General features: G+C 61.5%; 17 protein-coding genes and 1 pseudogene. 10 read left to right on the top strand and 8 right to left on the bottom strand.

The annotated features are described in order from the left end of the window. The first annotated feature begins 54 nt into the window (after positions 1-54). Positions 55-1,965, top strand: a complete 1,911-nt coding sequence (locus tag NL154_RS20980) for a propionyl-CoA synthetase (protein WP_434733296.1) — start codon at positions 55-57, stop codon at positions 1,963-1,965. Between the two features lie 90 nt (positions 1,966-2,055). On the opposite strand, the gene NL154_RS20975 is transcribed toward NL154_RS20980, so the two are convergent. Next, a complete protein-coding gene (locus tag NL154_RS20975) occupies positions 2,056-2,757 on the bottom strand; it encodes a DUF1013 domain-containing protein (protein WP_210632782.1) in 702 nt (233 codons plus the stop codon). A gap of 229 nt (positions 2,758-2,986) precedes the next feature. Between NL154_RS20975 and acs the strand changes: the two genes are divergently transcribed. Continuing rightward, complete coding sequence (acs, locus tag NL154_RS20970) at positions 2,987-4,942, top strand: acetate--CoA ligase (RefSeq protein WP_221146284.1); 1,956 nt, start codon at positions 2,987-2,989, stop codon at positions 4,940-4,942. Between the two features lie 109 nt (positions 4,943-5,051). Here the strand turns inward: acs and NL154_RS20965 are convergent, their stop codons facing one another. Then, positions 5,052-5,276: a DUF1674 domain-containing protein gene (locus NL154_RS20965; RefSeq protein ID WP_434733295.1), complete on the bottom strand. Its 225-nt coding sequence runs from the start codon at positions 5,274-5,276 to the stop codon at positions 5,052-5,054. Positions 5,277-5,385: 109 nt separating this feature from the next. Here NL154_RS20965 and htpX point away from each other — a divergent pair, with 109 nt between their 5' ends. The 4 genes from htpX (at position 5,386) to purH (ending at position 11,414) form a co-directional block, all read left to right on the top strand. Further along, positions 5,386-6,342, top strand: a complete 957-nt coding sequence (gene htpX, locus NL154_RS20960) for a zinc metalloprotease HtpX (protein ID WP_434733294.1) — start codon at positions 5,386-5,388, stop codon at positions 6,340-6,342. Beyond that, entirely contained in the window at positions 6,333-7,721 is a 1,389-nt protein-coding gene (locus tag NL154_RS20955; RefSeq protein WP_434733293.1) for an RsmB/NOP family class I SAM-dependent RNA methyltransferase, read from the top strand. Before htpX ends, NL154_RS20955 begins: the two co-directional genes overlap by 10 nt. 200 nt (positions 7,722-7,921) lie before the next feature. After that, positions 7,922-9,595 (top strand): heparinase II/III family protein, encoded by a 1,674-nt coding sequence (locus tag NL154_RS20950; protein ID WP_434733292.1) that lies wholly within the window; start codon positions 7,922-7,924, stop codon positions 9,593-9,595. Positions 9,596-9,797: 202 nt separating this feature from the next. Continuing rightward, positions 9,798-11,414 carry a bifunctional phosphoribosylaminoimidazolecarboxamide formyltransferase/IMP cyclohydrolase gene (gene purH, locus NL154_RS20945; protein ID WP_210632777.1) on the top strand — a complete coding sequence of 539 codons (1,617 nt, stop codon included), beginning with the start codon at positions 9,798-9,800 and terminating at the stop codon, positions 11,412-11,414. A 17-nt stretch (positions 11,415-11,431) separates the two neighbouring features. Here the strand turns inward: purH and NL154_RS20940 are convergent, their stop codons facing one another. The 3 genes from NL154_RS20940 to NL154_RS20930 form a co-directional block, all read right to left on the bottom strand. Further along, positions 11,432-12,820: an MFS transporter gene (locus NL154_RS20940; protein ID WP_221154842.1), complete on the bottom strand. Its 1,389-nt coding sequence runs from the start codon at positions 12,818-12,820 to the stop codon at positions 11,432-11,434. A 23-nt stretch (positions 12,821-12,843) separates the two neighbouring features. Then, on the bottom strand, positions 12,844-17,619 hold the full coding sequence (locus NL154_RS20935; RefSeq protein WP_434733291.1) for an NAD-glutamate dehydrogenase: 4,776 nt from the start codon (positions 17,617-17,619) through the stop codon (positions 12,844-12,846). Positions 17,620-17,681: 62 nt separating this feature from the next. Further along, positions 17,682-17,864 (bottom strand): hypothetical protein, encoded by a 183-nt coding sequence (locus tag NL154_RS20930; RefSeq protein ID WP_434733290.1) that lies wholly within the window; start codon positions 17,862-17,864, stop codon positions 17,682-17,684. A 15-nt stretch (positions 17,865-17,879) separates the two neighbouring features. Between NL154_RS20930 and pdxY the strand changes: the two genes are divergently transcribed. The 3 genes from pdxY (at position 17,880) to NL154_RS20915 (ending at position 21,178) form a co-directional block, all read left to right on the top strand. Next, positions 17,880-18,755: a pyridoxal kinase PdxY gene (gene pdxY, locus NL154_RS20925; RefSeq protein WP_434733289.1), complete on the top strand. Its 876-nt coding sequence runs from the start codon at positions 17,880-17,882 to the stop codon at positions 18,753-18,755. 71 nt (positions 18,756-18,826) lie between these two features. Continuing rightward, positions 18,827-19,468: a carbonic anhydrase gene (locus NL154_RS20920; protein WP_210632772.1), complete on the top strand. Its 642-nt coding sequence runs from the start codon at positions 18,827-18,829 to the stop codon at positions 19,466-19,468. 90 nt (positions 19,469-19,558) lie between these two features. Next, the gene (locus NL154_RS20915) at positions 19,559-21,178 is read left to right on the top strand and encodes a GGDEF domain-containing protein (protein ID WP_210632771.1); all 1,620 of its coding nucleotides are present in this window, start codon (positions 19,559-19,561) and stop codon (positions 21,176-21,178) included. Positions 21,179-21,230: 52 nt separating this feature from the next. Here NL154_RS20915 and NL154_RS20910 read toward each other — a convergent pair whose 3' ends face one another. From NL154_RS20910 to NL154_RS20900, 3 genes and pseudogenes are all read right to left on the bottom strand, one after another. After that, positions 21,231-22,055, bottom strand: a complete 825-nt coding sequence (locus NL154_RS20910; protein WP_210632770.1) for a lytic murein transglycosylase — start codon at positions 22,053-22,055, stop codon at positions 21,231-21,233. Between the two features lie 170 nt (positions 22,056-22,225). Beyond that, positions 22,226-23,260 (bottom strand): aspartate-semialdehyde dehydrogenase, encoded by a 1,035-nt coding sequence (locus NL154_RS20905; protein WP_210632769.1) that lies wholly within the window; start codon positions 23,258-23,260, stop codon positions 22,226-22,228. Between the two features lie 111 nt (positions 23,261-23,371). Further along, positions 23,372-23,581 (bottom strand): annotated as a pseudogene (locus NL154_RS20900) (hypothetical protein); the annotation flags it as partial. A gap of 90 nt (positions 23,582-23,671) precedes the next feature. Here NL154_RS20900 and NL154_RS20895 point away from each other — a divergent pair. Beyond that, positions 23,672-25,426, top strand: coding sequence for an alkaline phosphatase (locus NL154_RS20895; protein WP_221154838.1), 1,755 nt, complete (start codon positions 23,672-23,674; stop codon positions 25,424-25,426). Positions 25,427-25,481 lie beyond the last annotated feature (55 nt).

Here is a 25,481-nt window from a genome sequence, read left to right as displayed (position 1 = left end):
CTCCCGGCCCAGCCTAAATTGATATCGAGGCTTGCATGTCCTGGGGAGGAGCAGATGCAAAACGGCTATCATCAAGTCTATGCGGCCTGGAAAGGCGATCCCGAAGGCTTCTGGCGCGAAGCGGCCACCGATATCAACTGGTTCACGCCTCCGGAGCGGATATTTTCGCCCGATGACGGCGCCTATGGCCGCTGGTTCTCAGGTGCGGAAACCAACACCTGTCACAATTGTCTGGACCGGCATGTCATGGCGGGACGCGGGGGCGAGACGGCGATCCTGTTCGACAGCGCGATGAGCGGCGAGAAACGCCGCTTCACCTATGACGAGGCGCTTAGCGAGGTGAAGGCGATCGCCGCGACGCTGCTCGGGCTCGGCATCGGCAAAGGCGACCGCGTGATCCTTTATATGCCGATGGTGCCAGAGGCGGTGTTTGCGATGCTCGCCTGCGCTCGCATCGGTGCGGTCCATTCGGTCGTTTTCGGCGGCTTTGCCGCCAGCGAGCTTGCCGCGCGCATCGACGACAGCGGCGCCAAGCTGGTGATCACCGCGAGCTGCGGCCTCGAGCCCGGCCGAGTCGTCGCCTATAAGCCGCTGGTCGATCAGGCGATCGAGCTTGCACGGATGAAGCCGGAGCGCTGCCTGGTGCTGCAGCGGCCGCAGCTTCCGGCAGATCTCGTCAGCGGCCGCGATCAGGATTTCGAGGCGGCGGTGGCGCGCCATCGCGGCGCGGAGCTGGCCTGTGTTCCCGTCAAAGCGACCGATCCGCTCTATATCCTCTACACCTCCGGGACGACGGGCCAGCCGAAGGGCGTGGTGCGCGACAATGGCGGCCATATGGTCGCGCTCAACTGGTCGATGCGCAATATTTACGGGCTGAAACCGGGAGAGGTCTTCTGGACGGCGTCCGATATCGGCTGGGTCGTCGGCCATTCCTACATCGTCTATGCACCGCTGATCGCGGGCGTGACCACGCTGATCTACGAGGGAAAGCCGGTCGGCACCCCGGATGCCGGCGTCTTCTGGCGGGTCGTCTCGGAATACAAGGTGCGTGTGCTCTTTACGGCGCCGACCGCATTCCGCGCCATTCGGCGGGAGGATGGTGAGGGCGAACTGCTGCGACAATATCCAATGCCGGATTTCCGGGCACTATTTCTGGCCGGTGAGAGGGCGGACCCAGAGACACTGAAATGGGCGGAGCGCATGCTCGGCGTTCCTGTCATCGATCACTGGTGGCAGACGGAGACCGGCTGGCCGATCGCCGCCAACCCGCTTGGTCTTGGCGCCCTCCCCGTCAAGCATGGCTCACCGACATTGCCGATGCCCGGTTATGACATCGCGGTGCTCGACGATGCCGGTCACCCGGTCGAGTCGGGAACGCTCGGCAATATCGTCATAAAGCTGCCCTTGCCGCCGGGTTGCCTGCCGACCCTCTGGAACGCCGACGATCGCTTCCGGTCGGCTTACCTCGATGAATTTCCTGGCTACTACAAGACCGCCGATGCCGGCTATGTCGACGAGGACGGTTATCTTTTCATCATGTCGCGCACCGATGACATCATCAATTGCGCTGGTCACCGGCTTTCCACCGGGGCGATGGAGGAGGTCTGCGCGCGCCATCCCGATGTCGCCGAGTGCGCGGTCATCGGTGTGACCGATGCGGTGAAGGGTCAGGTGCCCTGTGGTTTCCTGGTGCTGAAACGCGATGTTTCCCGTGAAACGCCGGCGATCGAATCGGAGGTCGTGGCGATGATCCGCCAGTCGATCGGCCCGGTCGCGGCCTTCAAAACGGCCATCACCGTCAATCGCCTGCCGAAAACACGCTCCGGCAAAATCCTGCGCGGAACCATGCAGAAGATCGCTGACGGCATACCCTGGAAAATGCCGGCAACCATCGATGATCCGGCGATTCTGGAAGAGATCGCAGAGGCACTGCGCAAGCGTGGTTTTGGCTCCCTGCCGATGTAAGCCAGATATCGACGGGCCCGGTTCCGCACGTCGTTATCGCAATAAAAAACCCTGCCGGCCGGCAGGGTTTTTGCGGAGATGACCGATATCTCAGTACTGATCTTCGTCATCCTCGTCCTTCGGGGCCGAGCGCAGCGAGCTCAGCTTGCGGAAGACGGCGTCGGCGTCGATTTCCTTTTCCTCTTCGCGCTCGTAGTTCGGGGTCAGCCGTTCGGTCTCCTGCGCCGATTGCAGCGTTGCGCCAAGCTCCGCGGCGGTCGGCAGCGGACGACCCTTGGATGCCTTTTCCACTTCCATGTCGAGGTCGATCTGGCTGCAGAGGCCGAGCGTGACCGGATCCATCGGCGCCAGGTTGGCGGAGTTCCAGTGGGTGCGCTCGCGGATCTGCTCGATCGTCGATTTCGTCGTGCCGACCAGTCGGGAAATCTGCGCGTCCTTCAACTCGGGATGATTGCGCACCAGCCAGAGAATGGCGTTCGGGCGGTCCTGACGCTTGGAGACCGGCGTGTAACGCGGGCCGCGGCGCTTGGATTCCGGCACGCGCACCTTCGGTTCGGAAAGCTTCAGCTTGTGGTTCGGGTTGGCTTCGGCGCGGGCGATCTCGTCACGGGAGAGCTGTCCCGTCGAGATCGGGTCGAGACCCTTGATGCCCTGCGCGGCTTCGCCGTCAGCAATCGCCTTGACCTCGAGCGGATGCAGTTTGCAGAACTGCGCGATCTGATCGAAAGACAGCGCCGTGTTGTCGACAAGCCAGATGGCAGTCGCCTTCGGCATGAGCAATGTTTGAGCCATGGATATAGTCCTTCTATCGTCCGCGCCGGTCGCGGTCCGTGGATTGTCACCACAATGTCCGGGAAATATGGCGCTATATAACCGGACTGTCGCAGAATTGCAATTCTTCCGAAATCAAATGACCTTTGTCTAATTGCCGTGGCGATGCGAACTGCTATGAATTGCCGTGATTTGAAGTTCGGCCCTGCATAGCTGGCGGTCCGTCGCATGTCCCATGAGGAGGAGTTCCATGTCGGAGAAGATCTATCCGGTCACGAAGCCGGTGAAGGCGCGCGCCCTGATCGATAAGGAGAAGTACCTGAAATGGTACGAGGAAAGCATTGAAAATCCGGACAAGTTCTGGGGCAAGCACGGCAAGCGGATCGACTGGTTCAAGCCTTACACGAAGGTCAAGAACACCTCCTTTACCGGCAAGGTCTCGATCAAATGGTTCGAAGACGGCCAGACGAACGTCTCCTACAATTGCATCGACCGCCATCTGAAGACGAATGGCGACCAGGTGGCGATCATCTGGGAAGGCGATAACCCTTACGTCGACAAGAAGATCACCTATAACGAGCTCTACGAGCATGTGTGCCGGACGGCGAACGTGTTGAAGAAGCATGGCGTCAAGAAGGGTGATCGCGTCACCATCTACATGCCAATGATCCCGGAAGCAGCCTATGCGATGCTCGCCTGTGCTCGCATCGGCGCGGTGCATTCCGTCGTCTTCGGCGGCTTCTCGCCGGAGGCGCTGGCAGGGCGCATCGTCGATTGCGAATCCACCTTCGTGATCACCTGCGACGAAGGTGTGCGCGGCGGCAAGCCGGTACCGCTGAAGGACAACACCGATACGGCGATCCATATCGCCGCCCGTCAGCACGTCACCGTCAGCAAGGTCCTCGTCGTTCGCCGCACCGGCGGCAAGACTGGCTGGGCGCCGGGACGCGACCTCTGGTTTCATCAGGAAATCGCCAGCGTGAAGGCGGAATGCCCGCCGGTGAAGATGAAGGCGGAAGATCCGCTGTTCATTCTCTACACGTCAGGTTCCACCGGCAAGCCGAAGGGCGTGCTGCATACGACCGGCGGTTATCTCGTCTATGCGGCGATGACGCATGAATATGTCTTCGACTACCACCACGGCGACATTTACTGGTGCACAGCCGATGTCGGCTGGGTCACAGGCCATTCCTATATCGTCTATGGGCCGCTGGCGAACTGCGCGACCACGCTGATGTTCGAGGGCGTGCCGAATTTCCCGGATCAGGGCCGTTTCTGGGAAGTGATCGACAAGCACAAGGTCAACATTTTCTATACCGCGCCGACGGCAATCCGCTCGCTGATGGGCGCGGGCGACGAATTCGTCACGCGCTCCTCCCGCTCGTCGCTGCGGCTGCTCGGCACGGTCGGCGAACCGATCAACCCGGAAGCCTGGGAGTGGTATTATAATGTCGTCGGCGACAAGCGCTGCCCGGTCATCGACACCTGGTGGCAGACGGAAACCGGCGGCCACATGATCACGCCGCTGCCGGGCGCCACCGACCTGAAGCCCGGTTCGGCGACGATGCCGTTCTTCGGCGTCAAGCCGCAGCTGGTCGACAATGAAGGCAAAGTGCTGGAAGGGGCTGCCGACGGCAATCTTTGCATCACCGACAGCTGGCCGGGCCAGATGCGCACCGTCTATGGCGACCACGACCGCTTCATCCAGACCTATTTCTCCACCTACAAGGGCAAGTATTTCACCGGTGACGGCTGCCGGCGCGACGAAGACGGCTATTACTGGATCACCGGCCGTGTCGACGACGTGCTCAACGTCTCCGGCCACCGGCTCGGAACGGCGGAGGTTGAGTCCGCCCTCGTCTCGCACAATCTGGTGTCGGAAGCGGCCGTCGTCGGCTATCCGCATTCAATCAAGGGTCAGGGCATCTATTGCTATGTGACCTTAATGGCCGGCCATGAAGGCACCGACACGCTTCGCCAGGAACTGGTGAAACATGTGCGCGCCGAAATCGGGCCGATCGCGGCGCCCGACAAGATCCAGTTCGCGCCCGGCCTGCCGAAGACCCGCTCCGGCAAGATCATGCGCCGCATCCTGCGCAAGATTGCCGAAGACGATTTCGGCGCTCTCGGCGATACCTCGACGCTCGCCGATCCCGCCGTCGTCGACGATCTGATCGCGAACCGGCAGAACAAGGTGACTGCCTGATATAAAGAGCCGCTCCGGCCATCCGAGTCCCGGGGCGGCTCACTTTGCTTTGGCCGGCTGAATTTGGACGGCCTGCATGAGGCCCGGATTTGGGCCCGACAATCCGGCCTTAAAAATCGATCGCCCGGCCATTGATCTCGTAATCGCCGAAGCGTGCAGGCTCGGCTCCGCCGCGGCCGCCGATCTCGGGTGGCAGATCCAGCGGCTTCTGGTTCTTGCGTCTTTCTTCAGCCTCGGCAAGCGCACGTCGGGCCGCCGGAGACAGTACCTTGCGCGGCGGCTCCGATCCCTCCACCGTCGGCGTCTGGCTATTGTCGTTGTCGGCTTCCTCCATGGCCTTCTCCTGCCGGAAATATTGAAAATGGCGGGTGAATAACCAAATCATAATGCGCGGTCGCCGGGAATGAAAGCTTGCGACGCCGTAATCGAGTTGGAGATTCGCAATGAACCTCGTTCGCACTGCCATGTTGCTTGCCTTCATGACGGCGCTTTTCATGTTCGTCGGTTTTCTGATCGGCGGTCGAGGCGGCATGATGATCGCCTTTCTCATTGCCGCCGGCATGAATTTCTTCTCTTATTGGAACTCCGATCGGATGGTGCTAGCGGCCTATCGCGCGCAGCAGATCGACGAACGCAATGCGCCGGAATTCTTTGCGATCGTGCGCGATCTCGCTCGTAATGCCGGTCTGCCGATGCCGAAGGTCTATCTATACGACAGCCCGCAGCCGAATGCCTTCGCCACCGGCCGCAATCCCGAAAATGCCGCCGTCGCCGCCTCGACCGGCCTGCTTTCTGCCTTGTCTCCCCAGGAGGTCGCCGGCGTGATGGCGCATGAGCTTGCCCATATCCGGAACCGCGACACGCTGACCATGACGATCACGGCAACGCTTGCCGGCGCGATCTCGATGCTCGGCAACTTCGCTTTCTTCTTCGGCGGCAACCGCGACAACAACAATAATCCCCTCGGTTTCATCGGCGTTCTCGTCGCGATGATCGTCGCACCGCTTGCCGCCATGCTGGTGCAGATGGCGATCAGCCGCACGCGTGAATATTCGGCCGACCGCCACGGCGCCGAAATCTGCGGCAATCCGCTCTGGCTCGCTTCCGCACTTGGAAAGATTGCCCGCGGCGCGGCTCATGTGCCGAATGAGGATGCCGAGCGCAATCCGGCGACGGCGCATATGTTCATCATCAATCCGCTTTCCGGCGAACGCATGGACAATCTGTTTTCCACCCACCCGAACACGGAAAACCGCATTGCCGCGCTGCAGGAGATGGCGCAAAGCGGCATGAGTGTCTCGACGGGACCGGTGCGTGCTGCTAATCCGTCGCGCAAATCGCGCTCTGTTCCGAATACGGGTCGCGGTGGTTCGCAACCGCCAAAAGGTCCGTGGTCTTGAATTCAGACGGCACGAAAAAGCCATTCCGCCAACAGAAACCCTTCGCCGGCCGATCGGCGCCAGCCAAGCCGGGCCTGCAGGCCCGGGCGGCGGCCGCAAAAATTCTGGCAGCCGTCGTCGACCGAAAGCTGTCGCTCGACGGCGCTCTCGATCATGAACACGGCAATCCGGCCTATAAGGCGCTTGGTGAGAGCGATCGCGCCCTCGTCCGCGCCATTCTCAACACGACGCTGCGCCACCTGCCGCGCATCGACGCCGCAATTGCCTCGCTGCTGGAATCGCCGCTGCCGGAGGGTGCGCGGGCCTTACACCATGTTCTGGCAATCGCGGCGGCGCAGATCCTTTATCTCGACGTGCCGGATCATTCGGCCGTCGATCTTGCCGTAGAGCAGGCCAACCTGGATCCCCGCAATCGCCGCTTCGCAAAGCTGGTCAATGCGGTGCTGCGCCGGCTCGGCCGTGAAAAGGACGAGGTGCTGGAGAAGATCGGTAAGGTTCCGCCGATGCCGGGCTGGTTCCTCGCACGGCTGGAAAAGGCTTATGGCCGCGACGCGGCGCTGGCGATCGCGCAATCGCAGCTCGAACCTGCGGCGATCGATTTGACCGTCAAATCCGACGCCGAAGCCTGGGCGAAGAAGCTGAACGGCGTTGCCCTGCCGACGGGCGGCGTGCGGCTTGCCGCCTTTGACGGCGGAATTCCTTCACTCGAGGGCTTCGACGACGGTGCGTGGTGGGTGCAGGATGCGGCGGCAAGCATTCCGGCCAGGCTTTTCGGTGATCTCTCGGGCAAACGTGCCGCCGATCTCTGTGCTGCGCCTGGCGGCAAGACAGCGCAGCTCATCCTTGCCGGCGGCGCGGTGACCGCACTCGATCAGTCGGAAAGCCGGCTGAGACGGCTGCGGTCGAATCTCGACCGGCTTGGCCTCAACGCGGAAACGGTTGCGACGGATCTGACGACATTCAAGCCGACGGAAGGCTTCGATGCCATCCTGCTCGACGCCCCCTGCTCTTCCACCGGCACGACGCGCCGGCACCCTGACGTGCTGTGGACCAAGGGGCCGGATGATATTGCGAGGCTGGCGGCGCTGCAGGAGCGGCTGCTGCGTCATGCGCTGACCTTGCTGAAACCCGGAGGCACGCTGGTGTTTTCGAACTGCTCGCTCGATCCGGCCGAAGGCGAGGAGGTGGTCGCCCGCGTTGTTTCCAATACGGACGCGATCGAGCGTGTGCCGATCAGCGCGGGCGACTGGCCCGGTCTTGAAGCGGCGATCACGCCGCTCGGTGAATTCCGCACGCTTCCGACCATGCTGAAAATGCCGGACGGCATTGCCTCCGGCCTCGACGGCTTCTACGCGGTGGTGCTGCGGCGAGCCGCCTGATTGCTTCAACCTCGTCGCCCGAAACCGTCTCATGCGCTGATTACGCGCCCGCTGCACAGCTGTCGTTCTTTGCGTAGCGACGGAATTACGTGCAACAATTTTCGTATATTCGAAATTTGTAACGAATTAATTCATTGTGGGCGATGAAATCGGCTGCTTTTCACCTATTCTTAACCATGAGGGTCAATAGACAATAGAATATGCAGTCCGGTCGGCGTTTTGCGAGCATGTATGTTCGGGAGGCTTGGCGGCGCGCCTTGCGCCGCGTCGCGTTGCTGCGCCTGAAGCTCATTCGCCATTCGATCAAACCGCCCGAGCGCCTGATCGTCGCCCCGACCGATCTTCGCGGCATCGATTCACATGTGGCGGACGAAATTCTCAATGGACGTTTCCTCCTGGCCGGGCGCATGCTGGAAACGAACGGCAAATCGCCCTTCACCTTCACCCTGCCTTCGCGGCCCTTTGCGACCCGCCTGCACAGCTTCGGCTGGTTGCGGCACATGCGTGCGCACAAGACGGAACGCAGCGCGGCGGTTGCCCGAGCGATCGTCGACAGCTGGCTTTCCATCCATGCCGGCCGCATGGAAGGAATTGCCTGGGAGACCGACGTCACCGCCCAGCGCCTCATTGCCTGGCTGTCACATTCGCCTGTTGTGCTGCAGAACGCCGATCGCGGCTTTTATCGGCGCTTCATGAAGTCGCTCGCTTTCCAGGTCAGGTTCCTGCATCGCGTGGCGCCCTATACGCTTGGCGGTCTGGAGCTGTTCCGGCTACGCATCGCGCTCGCCATGGCCTCCGTCGCCATGCCGGCCCGCGCCTCCACGCTTCGGAGAGCGGCGCAGGCGCTCGACCGTCAATTCGATAGCCAGATTCTGCCGGATGGCGGCCACATCTCGCGCAACCCGCGCATCGGCTTGGAACTGTTGCTCGACCTGCTGCCGCTGCGGCAGACTTACGTCAATCTCGGCCATGACCTGCCGCAGAAGCTGATCTCCGGCATCGACCGCATGTATCCCGCTTTGCGGTTTTTCCGGCATCAGGACGGGGACCTGGCGCTTTTCAACGGCGCAACCTCGACGCTCGCCAATGAGCTGATGTCGGTGCTCAGATATGACGAGACCGCCGGCCAGCCGTTCAAGGCTTTGCCGCAGTCGCGCTATCAGCGGCTTTCCGGGGGCAAGACCGTCATAATCGCCGATACCGGGACGCCGCCTTCGGGCGGCGCAGTGCGCACCGCGCATGCCGGCAGCCTTTCATTCGAAATGTCGTCCGGCCGCCATCGCTTCATCGTCAATTCCGGCTCGCCGAAATTTGCCGGACACCGCTATGTGCAGATGGCGCGCACGACCGCGGCGCATTCGACCGTCATCCTCAACGACACCTCATCCAGCCGTTTTTCACGCTCGCCTTTCCTCGATCACGCAATCACCGAAGCGGTGAAAACCGTCACCGTCGAACGTGTCGAAACGGAGGATGGGCGCGACAGCATCAAGCTCAGCCATGACGGTTATCTCAAGCTGTTCGGCGTGCTGCACGAGCGTGAGCTGACGCTCAATGCTGCGGGTTCGATGGTGACAGGCCACGACCGGCTCATCCGGCGTGAAGGATATGAAAGTGACGACCCCCTGAAGGCCGTCGCCCGTTTTCATATTCATCCTTCCATCGTTCTGCAGCAGAGCGATGGAGAATCCGTGCTGCTGATGGCGCCGGACGGCGAAAGCTGGCTGTTTTCCGCGCCCGGAAATGAAGTCCTGGTTTCCGAGGACATCTTCTTTGCCGACAGCTCCGGCATTTGTGGCTCGGACCAGATCGAGATCGATTTCGATCTGGCCGAGAAGACGGAGATCCGCTGGTTCCTCTCCCGTAAAGCTTAGACGGGACGGCCAACTGGCCAAAATTCAAATTCGGGACTAAATCGAAAGGCAGAGCATCAGCGCTGTTTGCGTGACGTCAAAGCTGTGCTAACGCGGCGACAGCAAGAAAACGTCCCTAAGGCAGATTTCGTCCGAAAGCCGCTCACACTTTTCGGCCTCATGCTCTAGCGGATATCTTCCGAAGCCCGAACGGAGAAGGTTCATGGCCGTCATTTCCAAAAAGATCCCCGCCCCGGACAAGGTCGAAATCAAGACCGCACTCCTCTCCGTGTTCGACAAGACCGGCATCGTCGAGCTCGCCCGGACATTGTCCGAAAGAGGCGTGCGGCTGCTGTCGACCGGCGGCACCTACAAGGCGATCGCCGCTGCCGGTCTGGTGGTCACCGACGTCTCCGAGATCACCGGCTTTCCCGAGATCATGGATGGGCGCGTCAAGACGCTGCATCCGATCGTGCATGGCGGCCTGCTGGCGATCCGCGATGACGGCGAACACCAGGAAGCGATGAAAAAGCACGGGATCGAGGGCATCGATCTGGCCGTCATCAACCTCTATCCTTTCGAAGAGGTACGCGCGGCCGGCGGCGATTATCCGACGACCGTCGAAAATATCGACATCGGCGGTCCGGCGATGATCCGTGCATCGGCCAAGAACCATGCCTATGTGACCATCCTGACAGACCCAGACGATTATGCCGAGTTCAAGGAGCAGCTTTCGGCGGATGACGGCAAGACCGCCTATGCCTTCCGCCAGCGCATGGCTGCCAAGGCCTATGCCCGAACCGCGGCCTATGATGCCACGATTTCCAACTGGTTTGCCGAAGCGCTGGCGATCGACACGCCGCGCCACCGCGTCATCGGCGGTGTGCTGAAGGAAGAGATGCGTTACGGCGAAAATCCGCACCAGAAGGCGGCCTTCTACGTCACGGGCGAGAAGCGCCCGGGCGTTTCGACGGCCGTCCTGCTGCAGGGCAAGCAGCTCTCCTATAACAATATCAACGACACCGATGCCGCCTATGAACTCGTCGCCGAATTCCTGCCGGAAAAGGCGCCCGCCTGCGCGATCATCAAACATGCCAATCCCTGCGGCGTCGCCACCGGCTCGAGCCTGGTGGAAGCCTATCAGCGGGCGCTTGCCTGCGATTCCGTTTCCGCATTCGGCGGCATCATCGCCCTCAACCGGATATTGGATGCCGAAACGGCGGAGGAGATCGTCAAGCTCTTCACCGAAGTGATCATCGCGCCCGATGTCACCGAGGAGGCCAGGGCTATCGTCGCTCGCAAGCCGAACCTGCGGCTGCTGTCGGCCGGTGGCCTGCCCGATCCGCGCGCCCCAGGACTGACGGCGAAGACCGTTTCCGGCGGCCTGCTCGTCCAGAGTCGCGACAACGGCATGATCGAGGATCTGGAGCTCAAGGTCGTCACCAAGCGTGCGCCGACGGCGCAGGAGCTTGATGATATGAAGTTTGCCTTCAAAGTCGGCAAACATGTCAAATCGAATGCCGTGGTCTATGCCAAGGATGGCCAGACGGCTGGAATCGGCGCCGGCCAGATGAGCCGGGTGGATTCCGCCCGCATTGCCGCGCTGAAGGCCGAAGAGGCCGCCAAGGCGCTTGGCCTCCCCTCGCCGATGACGCAAGGCTCGGCGGTTGCTTCCGAAGCCTTCCTGCCATTTGCCGATGGTCTTCTGTCGATGATCGCCGCAGGGGCGACAGCGGTCATTCAGCCGGGCGGTTCGATGCGAGACCAGGAGGTCATCGATGCCGCCAACGAACACGGCGTCGCGATGGTCTTCACCGGCATGCGCCATTTCCGGCACTGACGCGTGCCGGAGAATTGTCAGGATCGGTCGGCGGGATAAGGCGTGCGGATCAGCAGCACCAGCCCGCCGGCGAGAAACAGGATCAGCGTTGCCATTCCGAGCCGCGCTGAGCCGCTCATATAGGTCACCAGCGAGAAGAGCAGCGTCGCCATGAAACTGGTGGCGCGTCCCGAAAGCGCATAGAGGCCGAAGTAGCGGCCGGCTTCCTCAAGGCTGACGCTGCGCGCGAGATAAGAGCGCGACGAGGCCTGCACCGGCCCGAAGGCGAGCCCGATCAGCAGGCCGTAAAGGATATAGGCCTTTTCCGCGGCGGTGCCGAAGAGGCCGCCGGAATCGGCCGTCGGCAGCGCCATCAGGCCAAACAGGGTGTAGCCCGGCCCGGTCGAGATGATGCCGATGGTGGCGAGAAGCAGCATGGTGAGGCTGATGGCGACGGTCACTTTCGAACCGACGCCCTTGTCGATCCGGCCGGCGATCAGGCAGCCGAAGATCGCGACGACGTTCAGGATGATGCCGTAGAGGCCGATTTCGATCGTCGCCCAGCCGAACATGCCGGCGGCGAAAACGCCGCCGAGGATCAACAGGCCGTTGACGCCATCCTGATAGATCATGCGGGCAATCAGGAATTTCAGGGTGCCGCGGCGTTCCTTGAGTTCGCCGAGCGTGTTTCTCAGTTCCCGCAGGCCGGCGCGGATGGCGGTGCCGAAGGGCAGGCCTCTGCGAACATCGGGTGTGAAGAAGAACATCGGCAGGATAAAAATCAGGTACCAGACGGCTGAGATCGGCCCGGTGATGCGTGCGTCCTGGCCGGTCTTGGGATCGAGGCCGAAAAGCGGATCGAGGCCGAGAACGGTCTTGCCGCTTTCCGGGCTTGCCGCCAGAAGCGTAACGACGGCAATTAGCACGATCATGCCGCCGAGGTAACCGATCCCCCAAGCGGTGTTGGAGAGTTTGCCGACCTCGTGCTTGCCGACCAGCCGCGGCATCATCGAATCGTTGAAGACGATCGAAAACTCGGCTGAAACCGAGGCGAGGATCATAAAGATCACGGGATAGAGGACAGGCGAACCGGGGGCTGCGAACCACAGGCCGAAGAGGCTGGCTATCTTGATGATGGCGAAGAAGCCGATCCACGGTTTGCGCGCGCCGGACTGGTCGGCGATCGAGCCGAGAACGGGCGAGAGCAGGGCAATGATCACAGACGAAATCGTCGCCATGTTGCTCCACGTCGTCTGCGCCGACACCGGGTCATCCGTCAGGCGGGAGACGAAATAGGGCCCAAAGATGAAGGTGGTGACCACAGTGAAGAAAGGCTGGGCCGCCCAATCGAAGAACATCCACGCCCAGATGCCCTTCTCCGTGGCTTTCGGCGGCTGCGTTCCTGTCCAGTCTATGCGATTCAACATCCGCTCCTTTTTCGCGGACTGTCTCACCTCGCCCGGTCGCGCGCAAGATCGGTCAGGATGCCTGCGGCAACAGTGATGCGCGCAAGATTGGGATCGCCACTATCGCTGAGGCTCGAAAGCTCCTCGACGATGCGGTTGATACGGACGCGATCCTGCGCATGCCAGGCCTGGACGGGCAGCTTCTCCTTGCCGTGATCGGAAAGCGCCGAGATGACGATATCGCGCCGGGCGCTGGCGATCTGGTCGATGCTGCGCGCCAGCGCCAGATTTTCGTAATGGTCGGAGGTGAGGATCCGGCCGCCGGCTGCGAGCAACCGCGCGATCCGAAAGGTCTTAGACACGGCAAAATAATTTTCGGCCGCGCGCACCAGCGGCTCGCCGGTGCGCTCGGCAATCTGCATGATCTCCGGCACCAGCGCGAAGCTCTGGAGGTTGGCGATTTCGGCTGCCAGCTCTTCGGGCACGCCCGCTTCGGCATATTCCGACTGGCGCGCGGCAGCATCGCCGGCCGCCTGTTCGGCGAAAGCAGGCCTCAACTTCTTCAGAGCCGCCCGCAGCCGGCTAATCACCTCGGCCATATCGGCTTTGGTCATGGCGGTTTTCAACAGCAGGCGCGTGAGCACGATAAAGCTGTGGCTGATTTCCTCGTAAATGCGGTTCTGCATCCCGCCCGATATCTTGCCGTCGAGCGCGTCCGTTTCGGCCCAGAGCCGGTTAAGGTCGAAACCGTCGCGGGCAACAATTGCGGCGCGCACCACCTCCGGAGCCGAAGCCGCCGTTGCGTCCATCATGGCAATGGTGAAGCTCGGCCCGCCGCGGTTGATCGCTTCATTGGCAAGCACGGTCGCGATGATTTCGCGCCGCAGGCGGTGGCCGGCGATATCGCCGGCGTTCGACTTCTGCATTCTGACGGGAAAGTAATTCGACAGTGTCGCCGCAAAATAAGGGTCATCGGGCAGGTCGCTCGCGGCAAGCGCATCGAAGAGCACGATCTTAGCATAGGACAGCAGCACGCCGATTTCCGGCCGCGTCAGCGGCTTGCCGGCCGCATAACGTTCGGCAAGAGTTTGGTCGTCGGGCAAGGTCTCGACCTTGCGGTTCAGCTGACCGGCCCCCTCGAGCACGCTCATGAAGCGGCCGAGTTCCAGGCCGTTGGCCGTGCCCTTGCGCTCCGTCAGTGAGATCGCCAGCGACTGGAGATAGTTGTTGCGCAGGACCAGGGCCGCGACTTCACCGGTCATCGACGAAAGTAGCTGGTCGCGTTTTGCCCGCGTCAGCCGCCCGTCATGCAGGGCCGCCGCCAGCGCGATCTTGATGTTGACCTCGACGTCCGAGGTGTTGACGCCAGCCGAATTGTCGATGGCGTCGGAATTGCAGCGCCCGCCCTTCAGGCCGTAGGCGATGCGGCCTTTCTGGGTGACGCCGAGGTTTGCGCCCTCGCCGATCACCTTGGCGCCCACCTCCGCCGCGGTGATGCGGATCGGGTCATTGGCGCGGTCGCCGACTTCGGTATCGGTTTCGGACGGCGCTTTTACATAGGTGCCGATGCCGCCGAACCAGAGCAGGTCGACCGGGCTCTTCAGGATCGCCGTCATGATCTCGAAGGGCGTGGCCACGGCTTTGTCGATGCCGATCGCACTTACCGCTTCCGGCGTCAGCGTCACCGATTTCGCCGCGCGCGAAATGATCATCGCGCCCTTCGAAAGCACGTTTTTATCGAAGTCCTGCCAGCTCGAGCGCGGCAGGTTGAAGAGCCGTTGGCGCTCGGCCAGCGTCCTTTCCATATCGGGATCGGGGTCGATGATGATGTCGCGGTGATCGAAGGCGGCGACGAGCCGGATCTTCGGGGAGAGCAGCATGCCGTTGCCGAAGACGTCGCCCGACATGTCGCCGACGCCCGCGACGGTAAAGGGCGTCGTCTGGATGTCGATGTCCATTTCGCGGAAATGGCGTTTCACGGTTTCCCAGGCGCCGCGGGCGGTGATGCCCATCTTCTTGTGGTCGTAGCCGGCCGAGCCACCGGAGGCGAAGGCGTCGTCCAGCCAGAAGCCGGCTTCCTGCGCCAACGCATTGGCGGTGTCGGAGAAGGTCGCGGTGCCCTTGTCGGCGGCGACGACGAAATAGGGATCGTCGCCATCGAGCCTTACCGTATCCTTCGGCGGCACGACCTCGGCGCCGGAGATATTGTCGGTGATCGAAAGCAGCGTGCGAATATAGGTCTTGTAAGCCTCGCGGCCCGCATTGAAGATTTCGTCGCGGCTGCCGCCCACCGGAAGCCTTTTCGGGTAAAAGCCGCCTTTGGCGCCGACCGGGACGATGACGGCGTTCTTCACCTGCTGCGCCTTGACCAGGCCGAGCACCTCGGTGCGGTAGTCCTCGGCGCGGTCCGACCAGCGCAGACCACCGCGCGCTACCCGGCCGAAACGCAGGTGCACGCCTTCGACCTCGACGCCGTAGACGAACATCTCGCGGAAGGGTTTCGGTTGCGGCAAGCCGTCGACCAGATTCGGATCGAGCTTGAAGGCCAGCATGGCTTTCGGCGACCCGTCAGGGTTCTTCTGGAAATAGTTGGTGCGCAGCGTCGCGTCGACGATGTTGACGTAGCGGCGCAGGATACGGTCGTCGTCAAGGCTCGGCACGTCGGCAAGCTCGGCCTCGATCGCCTGGTGCAGGTCGGCGATCTTCTTGAGACGGGCTTTGTCGGCAAGCTTGGGGTCGAGCGTGTCGTGGAACAGCCGGAAGATGGCGGCGGCCACACCAGGATATTTATCGAGCGTCGTTGCGATGTAATCCTGCGAATAGGCGATGCCGGCCTGGCGGAGATAACGGGCATAGGCGCGCAACACATTGGCTTCGCGCGCCGAGAGCCCTGCCGAAAGGATCAGCCGGTTGAAGCTGTCATTGTCGAGCGTGCCGGCGAAGGCGGCGACGAAGGCTTCCTCGAGCGCAGCGCCATAACGATGCAGGTCGATATCGCTGCCGCTGCGGGTTTCGAGTTCCATGTCGTGCAGCACCACGAGTTGGGTTGGGCCATCGGCGACCTGTACCCCAATGTCGAAGGTGCGTTCGCTGACGACATTGAAGCCGAGGTTCTCGAGAAGCGGCACGCGGCGCGACAAGGCCAGCTGGCCGCCGGCATGGAAGATCTTCAGCGAGAGCACGCGGCCCTGTTGTTCGTGACGATGATAAAACTGGATGCGAAGCGGCTCGCCGGCGGCGCAGGCGCCGATATCGGCGAGGTCGGCCACGGTTTCTTCAGGGCTAAAGGAATCCTGGAAGGCCTGATCGACTGATAGTCTCGGCGACTTCGATCCGGCGAGCGCTTCGAAACGGTCGTCCCAGCGGGCGGTGATTTCGCGGATCGTCTGCTCAAGCTTTGCCTGCGGAATGCGTGGCGTCTTGCCGCCGGAGCGACCGATGATGAAATGCACGCGGGCAACACCGCCTTCGGGGAAAGCCGGATAATAGGCGGAGACACGGCCGTCATAGACCGTCTTCAGATAGGTGCCGATCCGCTCGCGCACGATCGAGTCATATTCCTCGCGCGGCACATAGACGATGACCGAGACGAAGCGGTCGAAATGGTCGATGCGCGGCAGGACGCGCACACGCGGCCGGTCGGCGAGATCGTTGATCTGCTCGGCAAAGCTGGCAAGCAATGTCGTGTCGATCTGGAAAAGATCATCGCGCGGATAGGATTCCAGCGTGTTGTCGAGCATGCGGCCGGAATGGCTCATCGGGTCGAAGCCGAAATGCTCTTTCACCTTCTCGATCTTGGAGCGCAGCAGCGGGATTTCCGAGGCGAGCGACGTATAGGCCGTCGAGGTGAAGAGGCCGACGATGCGCAGTTCGCCGGTGACGTTGCCCGCGGCGTCGAAACGCTTGACGCCGACATAATCCATATAGGCGCGGCGATGGACGATCGATTTCACGTTCGCCTTGGTCACGATCAGGAACTCGGGGCCGTCGAGAAAGGCGAGGATCTCCGGAGTCGTCGTCACGGCGTCCTTACCGGTGCGCAGCACGAGAACATCGGGGTTGGAGAGAATGCCGAGGCCCGCCCCCTTGTCCCGCTCGACCTTGGCGTCGGCACCCTTGCCGGAATAGATATATTCGCGCATGCCGAGGAAGGTGAAGTTCTCGTCGCGCAGCCAGCTCAGGAAGGCGATCGCCTCGGCGTGTTCAGCCTTTCTGCGGCCGGCGCCGTTGGCCGCAAGCTCGGCGATCACCCCATCGAGCTTGGAAAGCATCGGCTTCCAGTCCGAAACCGACAGGCGGACCTGTTCGAGCACCATCTGGATACGTTTGACGAGATCGGCCGCCTGGTTGGAATTGAGCGGCGCGATATGAAGCTGGATATGGCTGACCCGCGTGGCGGGATCGCTCGGCTGGTCGGCGGAATAGAGCCCGGGAGCCTTGTCTCCTTCCATCACCAGGATGGGATGTACGGCCATGAAGAGATCGCGATGGGTGCTCGTCACTTCTCCCATGACCGATTCATAGAGAAACGGCATATTCCGGTCGGTCACCGAAAGCACCGAGACGGCAATGCCGTCAGGCGTCACACCGCCGATGGTGTCGATGCTGACGCGCGGCGTCTTGGCGTTCCAGGCGGCAAGTTCTTTTGCCGAATGCACGGCAGAAAGCGCCAGCATTTCGGGCGTGTAGCGTTCGAGATCGTCATTGCTTGCCCGGCCGAAGAGAATTTCCGGATCGAGATGGGCCTCGCCCCTCTCCCTGGCGATCTTTCGCGCGCCCTCAATCTGTTTTTCTCGTTTGGGATTGTTTCTGGCAGCCATGGATCGCCTCCCGCAATAGACTGATTTTCTGCAAGCTAGCAGAAGATTCTTCGAAAAAATCTCTAAAATGGGGGCCAGCCGGATGGTTTTGATGCTTTTTTGACGCCGGAGATTTTTCCGATTTCGTAGCCAAAACAAGCGTGAACGGCTCTCTTTTTGTTTTCTCTTCCGCCGCACATTTCCACGCTCACGTGAAGAATGGTTGACAGCCCGGCGTCAAAAAGATCATCAAACGCCATCATCATTCGGACCTCGGTTTAATGTCGGAAAATGCAGCGGGCGCAGTCATCGTTATTTCCAGCCATGTCGTGCGTGGCTCGGTTGGCAATCGGGCGGCGGTGTTTGCGCTGGAGACGCTCGGCCATCCGGTCTGGGCACTGCCGACGATCGTTCTGCCCTGGCATCCCGGCCATGGCCGTTCGACGCGGCTGACATTTGCCGAAGCGGATTTCGATGCGGCGATCGACGATCTGATCCGCGCACCTTGGATCGGCGAAGTCAGGGCGGTGCTTTCGGGCTACTTCGGCAATGCCGCCCAGGCACGCTCGGTCGCTCGGCTGATCGCTGCGCTCCGGCAAAACAATCCCGAACTGCTTTATGTCTGCGATCCGGTCATGGGCGACCTCGGCGGCCTCTACGTGCCGGAAGCGACGGCCGAGGCCATTCGGGATCATCTCATTCCGCTCGCGTCGCTCGCAACGCCGAACCGGTACGAGCTCGCCTGGCTGTCGGGAGCAGCGCTCGATGACAACAGCGCAATCATGGAGGCGGCGCTGGCGCTTGGGCCGTCACGCATGCTCGTCACCTCGGCGGTCCCGATGATGGCGGGCGGTACCGGCAATCTCTACCTTTCCGGCAGCCACGCGCTTCTTGCCGAGCACCGCGTCGTCGAGAACCCGCCGAATGGTCTCGGTGACCTGCTGGCCGCCGTTTTCCTGTCGCGCCTGCTCTCCGGCCTCGAGGATGAAAAGGCGTTGCAGCTTGCCACCGCCAGCGTGTTCGAAGTGCTTGCGCGTGCGGTCAAGCGAGGCAGCAACGAGCTGATGCTGGCCAGCGATGCGCTCAGCCTGTCGACGCCGATGGCCATGGTGCAGATGCGCCGGCTCGTGCACCCGGTGCAGCGGCGGAAAAAATGACGCATTTGTCAATGTGCGCATTTTGCGGTGCGGCAGTTGATCTTGTCTTCCGCGCGCGCTAATCCAGAGGCATGCAGCGTTTTCCAAACACCCTTCTGAACGGTTATCGCAACTTTATGAACGGGCGTTATGCCGACGCCCGCGACAGGTATAGGCAACTTGCCGAAAACGGCCAGAACCCGAGCACGCTGGTCATTGCCTGTTCGGACTCACGTGCGGCTCCCGAGCTGATCTTCGATGCCGGCCCGGGCGAGCTTTTCGTCATCCGCAACGTTGCCAATATGGTGCCGCCCTACCAGCCGGACGGTCATTTCCATTCGACATCGGCCGCTCTTGAATTTGCCGTGCAGGCGCTGAAGGTCTCGGACATCGTCGTAATGGGCCATGGCCGTTGCGGCGGCATCCGCGCGGCACTCGATCCGAACGCCGAGCCGTTGTCGCCCGGCGATTTCATCGGTCGGTGGATGTCGCTGGTCAAACCCGCAGCCGAACAAATCCAGAGCAACGACGTGATGACCGAGGCTGAGCGACAGACGGCGCTGGAGCGTGTCTCCATCCGCAATTCGATCAACAATCTCAGAACCTTCCCGGAAATAAAGGCGCTCGAGGACGCAGGAAAAATGCACCTTCATGGCGCCTGGTTCGATATCTCGACCGGCGAGCTCTGGGTCATGGACGCTGAAACACGCGATTTCATCCGTCCCGAAATCTAGGAGCGGACCGGTTTATCAGTTTTTTAAGGATTGCTGTTAAGCTTCTAATCGGCTGCACACGACCGGCATTTGATTACGTGGCGATTGGCGATGAAGTTTGAAACCATCAAAAAGGTTATCCTGGCCGCCATCCTGCTGCCCTTCGTCTTCATGCTCATTGAAGGCGTTTTTGTCCTCCGAACTTCCATCTTGCAATACCGAGATCTCGAGAACGACCGGCGGTTCGCCGACGTACTTGCGCGCGGCGGGTCGATCGCGGCCACGGAAATCCTGAGCGAAATCGATGCCACTCGCCGCTATCTCGCGCATCCCAGCAGCGGGACTGCTGTCGACATGCAGCAAAGCCGGCTGACGCTGGATCGCGAACGCCATGCTTTCTATGCCAGCTTGCCGTCGCGCGATACGCTCGATCAAGGGCTTGCAGATGAATTGGCGGCCCTCAGCCTTGCCTATAGCCGCATCATCGCCGCGCGAAGCGCCGTCGACCAGGGCCGTTACTCCGGCAGCAACCCCGGCTCCATCTACTGGTATGCGGCTCTCAAGCAGCTTGCCGTCGTCGACGCACTTTCACCGCTGATCAGCGACCCGGTGCTGCTTGAAAAATCCAACCAGTTGATGGGCATCCTGCTCACCTACTACGGCGAAAGGTTGATCACCGGGATTGGCACCCGCTACCTCGATCAAGACGTTTCCGCCAGATTTCCGATTGAACTGTTCATTCAGGGCAAGACCATGCTCGGTGCCGGCATGGATCACATGGTCTTCCATTCCTCAGCGCCGGTCGTGCGCGACATCGTTGCCTATCTCGGTCGCAGCGACCAGATGAAGGCGAATGCGATCACCGACGCCATTCTCGCCGGCTCGCGGCCGTCGCGCGCAATGGGCGACGCCTGGGCGGCCGCACAGCGCGAACGCATGGCTTTCCTTCAGCAAAAGATGGTGGAGGCCGCGAGTGATATTCACGAGACTGGCGAACAGTTTTCTACCCTGTCGCACATACACCTGACGCAGATTCTGGCGCTGTGTGCAGGCCTGCTCATCCTCGCCACGCTGGTGATGGTACTGGCGGCAAGAGGGCTTCGGCTGATCGACAAGCTTACTCGGGACCGGGAAACGTTGGTGGGTGAGTTGCGTAACGCTGCTCAAACCGATCTTCTGACGGGGCTCTACAACAGGCGCGGCTTCGAGGTCGCCGCCTCGGCGCTCCTTACGCAGGCCGAGCACGGCTCGCACTGGATTTCCGTCGTTCTCTTCGATCTCGATCATTTCAAGAAGATCAATGATGTCCATGGCCATGACGCTGGCGACGCCGTGCTTCGGCACGTTGCCGGCGTTGCGCGCCAGAATTTTCGTTCCTTCGATCTCCTGGTGCGCCATGGGGGCGAGGAGTTCCTGGCTCTTTTACCGGATTCGACGCCCGACGAAGCCGCAATCGTCGCCGAGCGCGTGCGACGGGCGATCGAGACGGCGGAAATCCCGCTTGCGAGTGGCGATTTCCTCAAGGTCACGGCGAGCTTCGGATGCGCCGGCCGGGCAAACGACGCCGCCAACCGGAACTTCGAGGATCTGGTCAAACGCGCCGATCTGGCGCTCTACGCCGCCAAGGCTTCCGGCCGCAATTGCGTCGTGTCGGGGCCGGTCGTGCCGGCCCCGCCGCAGGAGGAGCGACGCAAGACGGCATCGGGCGGCAGTTTTGATTCCCGCATATGAAAAACGCCGCGTTCGCAGCGGCGTTTCCAAAAGCCTGGCTGTCAATGAAGGCTTATCTGCCGCCGTCGATCTGTTGGCCGATATAGGCGATCGCCTGCTGATAAACGCTGGCGGCGTTCCACCCCTGGATCGCAGCGAAATTCGGCTCTCCCGGCTGATAGCCGGCGCCGGCACGCCAGCCGTGGCCCTTGAGGAAATTTGCGGTCGAGGCCAGCGCATCGGCGCGGGAGCCGACCATGTCGACCCGGCCGTCGCCGTCGCCGTCGGCGCCGAAGCGCACGACGTTGCGTGGCAGAAACTGCGTCTGGCCGATTTCACCATGGGCGGCACCCTTGGCCTGCGGGCTCAGATAACCTTCGGAGACCAGCTGAAGCGCAGCATAGAGCTGATCGGTGAAATAGTCCGAACGACGGCAGTCATAGGCAAGGGTCGACACAGCCGACAGCGTATGCTGGTTGCCCATATAGCTGCCGAAACCGGTCTCCATGCCCCAGATTGCGATCAGCGGACCGGCGGGAACGCCGAAGCGGCGTTCGATCGAGGAAAAAAGGGCCTGGTTGGCCGCTTTCATCGACCGGCCGCGGGAAATGACGGCGGCACCGCCGCGCTTCTGCATGAAGGCATCGAAGGAGAGCTTGAAGCTTTTCTGGCCGCGATCGGCGGCGATCGTCGGCTTGTTGTAGTTGACGTTGGCGAAGGCGCGGCTGAGCACCGATTGGCTGACGCCATTGGCCGCTGCCGTCTGCTTGAAATCGGCGACCCAGGCGTCGAAGCCGGCGCTGGTATTGCCACATTGCAGTCCTTGCGCGAACGCCGGTACCGCGTGGAGGACGCCCATTGCCGCAGCGGCCGCCAGAAACAACTTTGTCATGCGCATTGAGAAACCCCGCTCTCGATCTGCATAGTTTTTAAGCGGGCAAGAAAATGCCAGCCACTCGCGATTTTGTCACGATCACCGTTTAGCGAGCGCTTATACAGTCGTATTTGCCCCGGAAAAAGCCCCACTCAACGAGCAGGGCTTTAACATCTTATGGTTTACAAATGGTATCAGGCTGCCTGCTTGCGCGGCTTGACCAGGCCGCGATTGACGAGCAGCTCGGCGATCTGGATGGCGTTCAGCGCCGCGCCCTTGCGCAGGTTGTCGGAGACCACCCACATATTGAGGCCGTTTTCGACCGTCGCGTCCTCGCGGATGCGCGAGATATAGGTCGCATCTTCGCCGGCGGATTCATAAGGCGTGATGTAACCGCCGTTCTCGCGCTTGTCGATGACGAGGCAGCCCGGGGCATCGCGCAGGATATCGCGGGCCTGGTCGGCGGTGATCTCGTTCTCGAATTCGATGTTGACCGATTCCGAATGACCGATGAAGACGGGCACACGCACCGCCGTGCAGGTCACCTTGATCTTCGGATCGAGCATCTTCTTCGTCTCGGCCAGCACCTTCCATTCTTCCTTGGTGTAGCCGTCTTCCATGAAGCTATCGATGTGCGGGATGACGTTGAAGGCGATGCGTTTGGTGAACTTCTTGTTCTCGATCGGATCGGCAACGAAGACGGCGCGCGTCTGGTTGAAGAGCTCGTCCATGCCGTCCTTGCCGGCGCCGGAGACCGACTGATAGGTGGAGACGACGACACGCTTGATCTTGGCGAAGTCGTGCAGCGGCTTCAGCGCAACCACCAGCTGCGCGGTCGAGCAGTTCGGATTGGCAATGATGTTGCGCTTGGTGAACTGCGTGACGGCGTCCGGGTTCACTTCCGGCACGATTAGCGGCACGTCGGCGTCGTAACGCCAGGCCGAGGAATTGTCGATGACGACACAGCCCTGCTGGCCGATCTTGGGGGAGAATTTCTTCGAGACCTCGCCGCCGGCCGACATCAGGCAGATATCGGTATCGGAGAAATCGTAATTCTCCAGATTGGAGACCTTCAGCGTCCGGTCCCCGTAGGACACCTCAGTGCCCTGCGAACGCGAGGAGGCGAGCGCCACGACCTCATCGGCGGGGAAGCCGCGTTCGGAGAGGATGTTGAGCATCTCCCGGCCGACATTTCCGGTGGCTCCTGCAATTGCTACTTTGAAACCCATTTCTCAAGCTCTCTTTCTCTTCTCTCCTCTTGTCCGGTGAGGGGAAAGGCGCGACGGATCGCGTCTTCCTGTCCCCAGCCGAGCCGGGGAGAGAGCGGCAGGCCAGAGACGTCAGACGGTTTTCGTCGTCGTTTTGGCCTTGGTTTTGGCAGAAACCGGAACGGCAATGTCCACCCCGGCAACCTGTGCCCGGTCATTGCATGCGGCAATGGCGTGTTCGTCGCGAACCATGGAGATTCCTTTTCCGCTGTTGCTCTTAGAAGGTTTTCCACAGGAGTCAAGGTTTTTGCGCTCGGAGGCGGAGGGCGAAAGCGGCCGCCGCGATGCTGCGACGTTTTGTCATGCCGCTGTCATCCCAGGGAGGTATCCCGGCTCGGTTGTCAATGTCTGCACCGAAAACGGGGGTTTTCCATGCGTACGCTTCTTGCCGCCTTTGCGGCCACCACCATCCTTGCGGGCGCCGCTCAGGCGACGACGGTCTATCCGCTCGATCGCGCCACGATCCTTGTCGGCTCGCCGTTCGATTTCAAGGTCGAGCTCAACAAGCAGGTCAAGCCTGAGGACGTGAAGATCACGGTCAACGGCCAGGATTACAAGAGCGTTCTCGGGGGCGAAGCGCAGTTCATCGAGCTGGAAAAGGGCAAGGAAGACAAGGCTCTCGGCTCCGCTCTGCTGTTGCGCGGCTTGAAGATTTCCGTTCCGGGCGACTACAAGATCGAAGTCGCTGCCGGCGACGAAACCAAGTCCGTCACCTGGAACGTTTACGAAACCGCTGCCCAGCCGAAGGCCAAGAATATCATCTTCCTGCTCGGCGACGGGCTTTCCGTCGCGCATCGCACCGCCGCCCGCATCATGTCCAAGGGCATGACCGAAGGTAAGGCGAATGGCCGTCTGAACATGGACGATCTCGATCGCATGGCTTTCATCGGCACGTCGGCGACGAATGCCGTTGCCACGGACTCGGCCAACACCATGTCGGCCTTCATGACCGGCCATAAGACAGCCGTCAACGCGATCGGCGTCTACGCGGACCGTACACCATCTTCGCTCGACGATCCGCGTGTCGAAACTTTCGGCGAAGCCGTCCGCCGTACGACGAAGAAGTCGATCGGCATCGTTGCGACATCTGAAGTCGAAGACGCTACGCCGGCTGCTGTCGTTGCCCATACCCGCAACCGCGGCGACAAGGCCGACGTCGTCGGCATGCTGCTCGACGTCAAGCCGGAAGTCCTGCTGGGCGGCGGCTCGGCCTATTTCCTCGGCAAGGAGGTCGCCGGTTCCAAGCGCAAGGACAATCAGGATTACATCAAGCTGTTCCAGGATGCCGGCTACAAGCTTGCGACCGACAAGAACGAACTCGCCGCCAATGCGTCGGCTGAAGGCAATCTCCTCGGTCTCTTCCACACCGGCAATATGGACGTGACGCTCGACCGCGAATTCCTGAAGAAGGGCACTGTCGACAAGTTCCCGAACCAGCCGGGCCTCGTCGACATGACCAAGGCCGCGCTCGACCGCCTCTCCAAGAATCCGGATGGTTTCTTCCTGATGGTTGAAGGCTCCTCGATCGACAAGATGTCCCATCCGCTCGATTGGGATCGCGCCGTTGTCGATACCATCGAATTCGACCAGGCGATCGGCGTTGCCCGCGAATTCCAGAAGGCGCATCCGGACACGCTGATCGTCGTTACCGGCGACCACACGCATGGTGTTTCGATCATCGGAACCGTCGATGACGAGAAGCCGGGTACGGAAATGCGCGAAAAGGTTGGCACCTATGCCGAAGCCGGCTTCCCGAACTACAAGGACGAAAATGGCGACGGCTATCCCGACAAGATCGACGTCAGCCGCCGCCTGTTCCTGAGTGCCAACAATGGCCCCGATCACTACGAGACCTTCCGTCCGAAGCTCGACGGTCCCTTCGTTCCGGCTGTCCAGAACGAAAAGAAGGAATATGTCGCCAACGAGCAGTATAAGGATGTTCCCGGCGCCGTCTTCGTGCAGGGCAATCTTCCGAAGAGCAGCGAGAGCGGCGTTCATGCGGTCGACGACGTCGTCCTGCAGTCGGCCGGCCCGGGCGCTGAAGGCTTCCATGGCTACCTCGAACAGAGCGACGTCTACCGTGTGCTCGCCGACGCCTTCGCGCTCGGCGCCAAGCAGACGAACTGATCGGAAACCGATCCTGCGGGGCAGCTTGCCGGCCTTGCCTCTTTCGTCGATCATC

The sequence above is a fragment of the Rhizobium sp. YTUHZ044 genome (genome assembly GCF_051123975.1).
Taxonomy (GTDB): Bacteria; Pseudomonadota; Alphaproteobacteria; order Rhizobiales; family Rhizobiaceae; genus Rhizobium.
The sequence above is the reverse complement of the archived record's forward strand: the minus strand, read 5'-3'. Positions and strand labels throughout refer to the sequence as shown.

Bases quoted from the DNA above. Each gene is read 5' to 3' on its own strand.
- purH (WP_210632777.1), top strand. From the start codon at position 9,798: ATGGCCGTCATTTCCAAAAAGATCCCCGCCCCGGACAAGGTCGAAATC.
- NL154_RS20975 (WP_210632782.1), bottom strand. From the start codon at position 2,757: ATGGCTCAAACATTGCTCATGCCGAAGGCGACTGCCATCTGGCTTGTC.
- NL154_RS20980 (WP_434733296.1), top strand. From the start codon at position 55: ATGCAAAACGGCTATCATCAAGTCTATGCGGCCTGGAAAGGCGATCCC.
- NL154_RS20910 (WP_210632770.1), bottom strand. From the start codon at position 22,055: ATGCGCATGACAAAGTTGTTTCTGGCGGCCGCTGCGGCAATGGGCGTC.
- NL154_RS20935 (WP_434733291.1), bottom strand. From the start codon at position 17,619: ATGGCTGCCAGAAACAATCCCAAACGAGAAAAACAGATTGAGGGCGCG.
- NL154_RS20950 (WP_434733292.1), top strand. From the start codon at position 7,922: ATGCAGTCCGGTCGGCGTTTTGCGAGCATGTATGTTCGGGAGGCTTGG.
- htpX (WP_434733294.1), top strand. From the start codon at position 5,386: ATGAACCTCGTTCGCACTGCCATGTTGCTTGCCTTCATGACGGCGCTT.
- NL154_RS20965 (WP_434733295.1), bottom strand. From the start codon at position 5,276: ATGGAGGAAGCCGACAACGACAATAGCCAGACGCCGACGGTGGAGGGA.
- NL154_RS20905 (WP_210632769.1), bottom strand. From the start codon at position 23,260: ATGGGTTTCAAAGTAGCAATTGCAGGAGCCACCGGAAATGTCGGCCGG.
- NL154_RS20915 (WP_210632771.1), top strand. From the start codon at position 19,559: ATGAAGTTTGAAACCATCAAAAAGGTTATCCTGGCCGCCATCCTGCTG.
- pdxY (WP_434733289.1), top strand. From the start codon at position 17,880: ATGTCGGAAAATGCAGCGGGCGCAGTCATCGTTATTTCCAGCCATGTC.
- NL154_RS20930 (WP_434733290.1), bottom strand. From the start codon at position 17,864: ATGATGATGGCGTTTGATGATCTTTTTGACGCCGGGCTGTCAACCATT.
- acs (WP_221146284.1), top strand. From the start codon at position 2,987: ATGTCGGAGAAGATCTATCCGGTCACGAAGCCGGTGAAGGCGCGCGCC.
- NL154_RS20940 (WP_221154842.1), bottom strand. From the start codon at position 12,820: ATGTTGAATCGCATAGACTGGACAGGAACGCAGCCGCCGAAAGCCACG.
- NL154_RS20920 (WP_210632772.1), top strand. From the start codon at position 18,827: ATGCAGCGTTTTCCAAACACCCTTCTGAACGGTTATCGCAACTTTATG.
- NL154_RS20895 (WP_221154838.1), top strand. From the start codon at position 23,672: ATGCGTACGCTTCTTGCCGCCTTTGCGGCCACCACCATCCTTGCGGGC.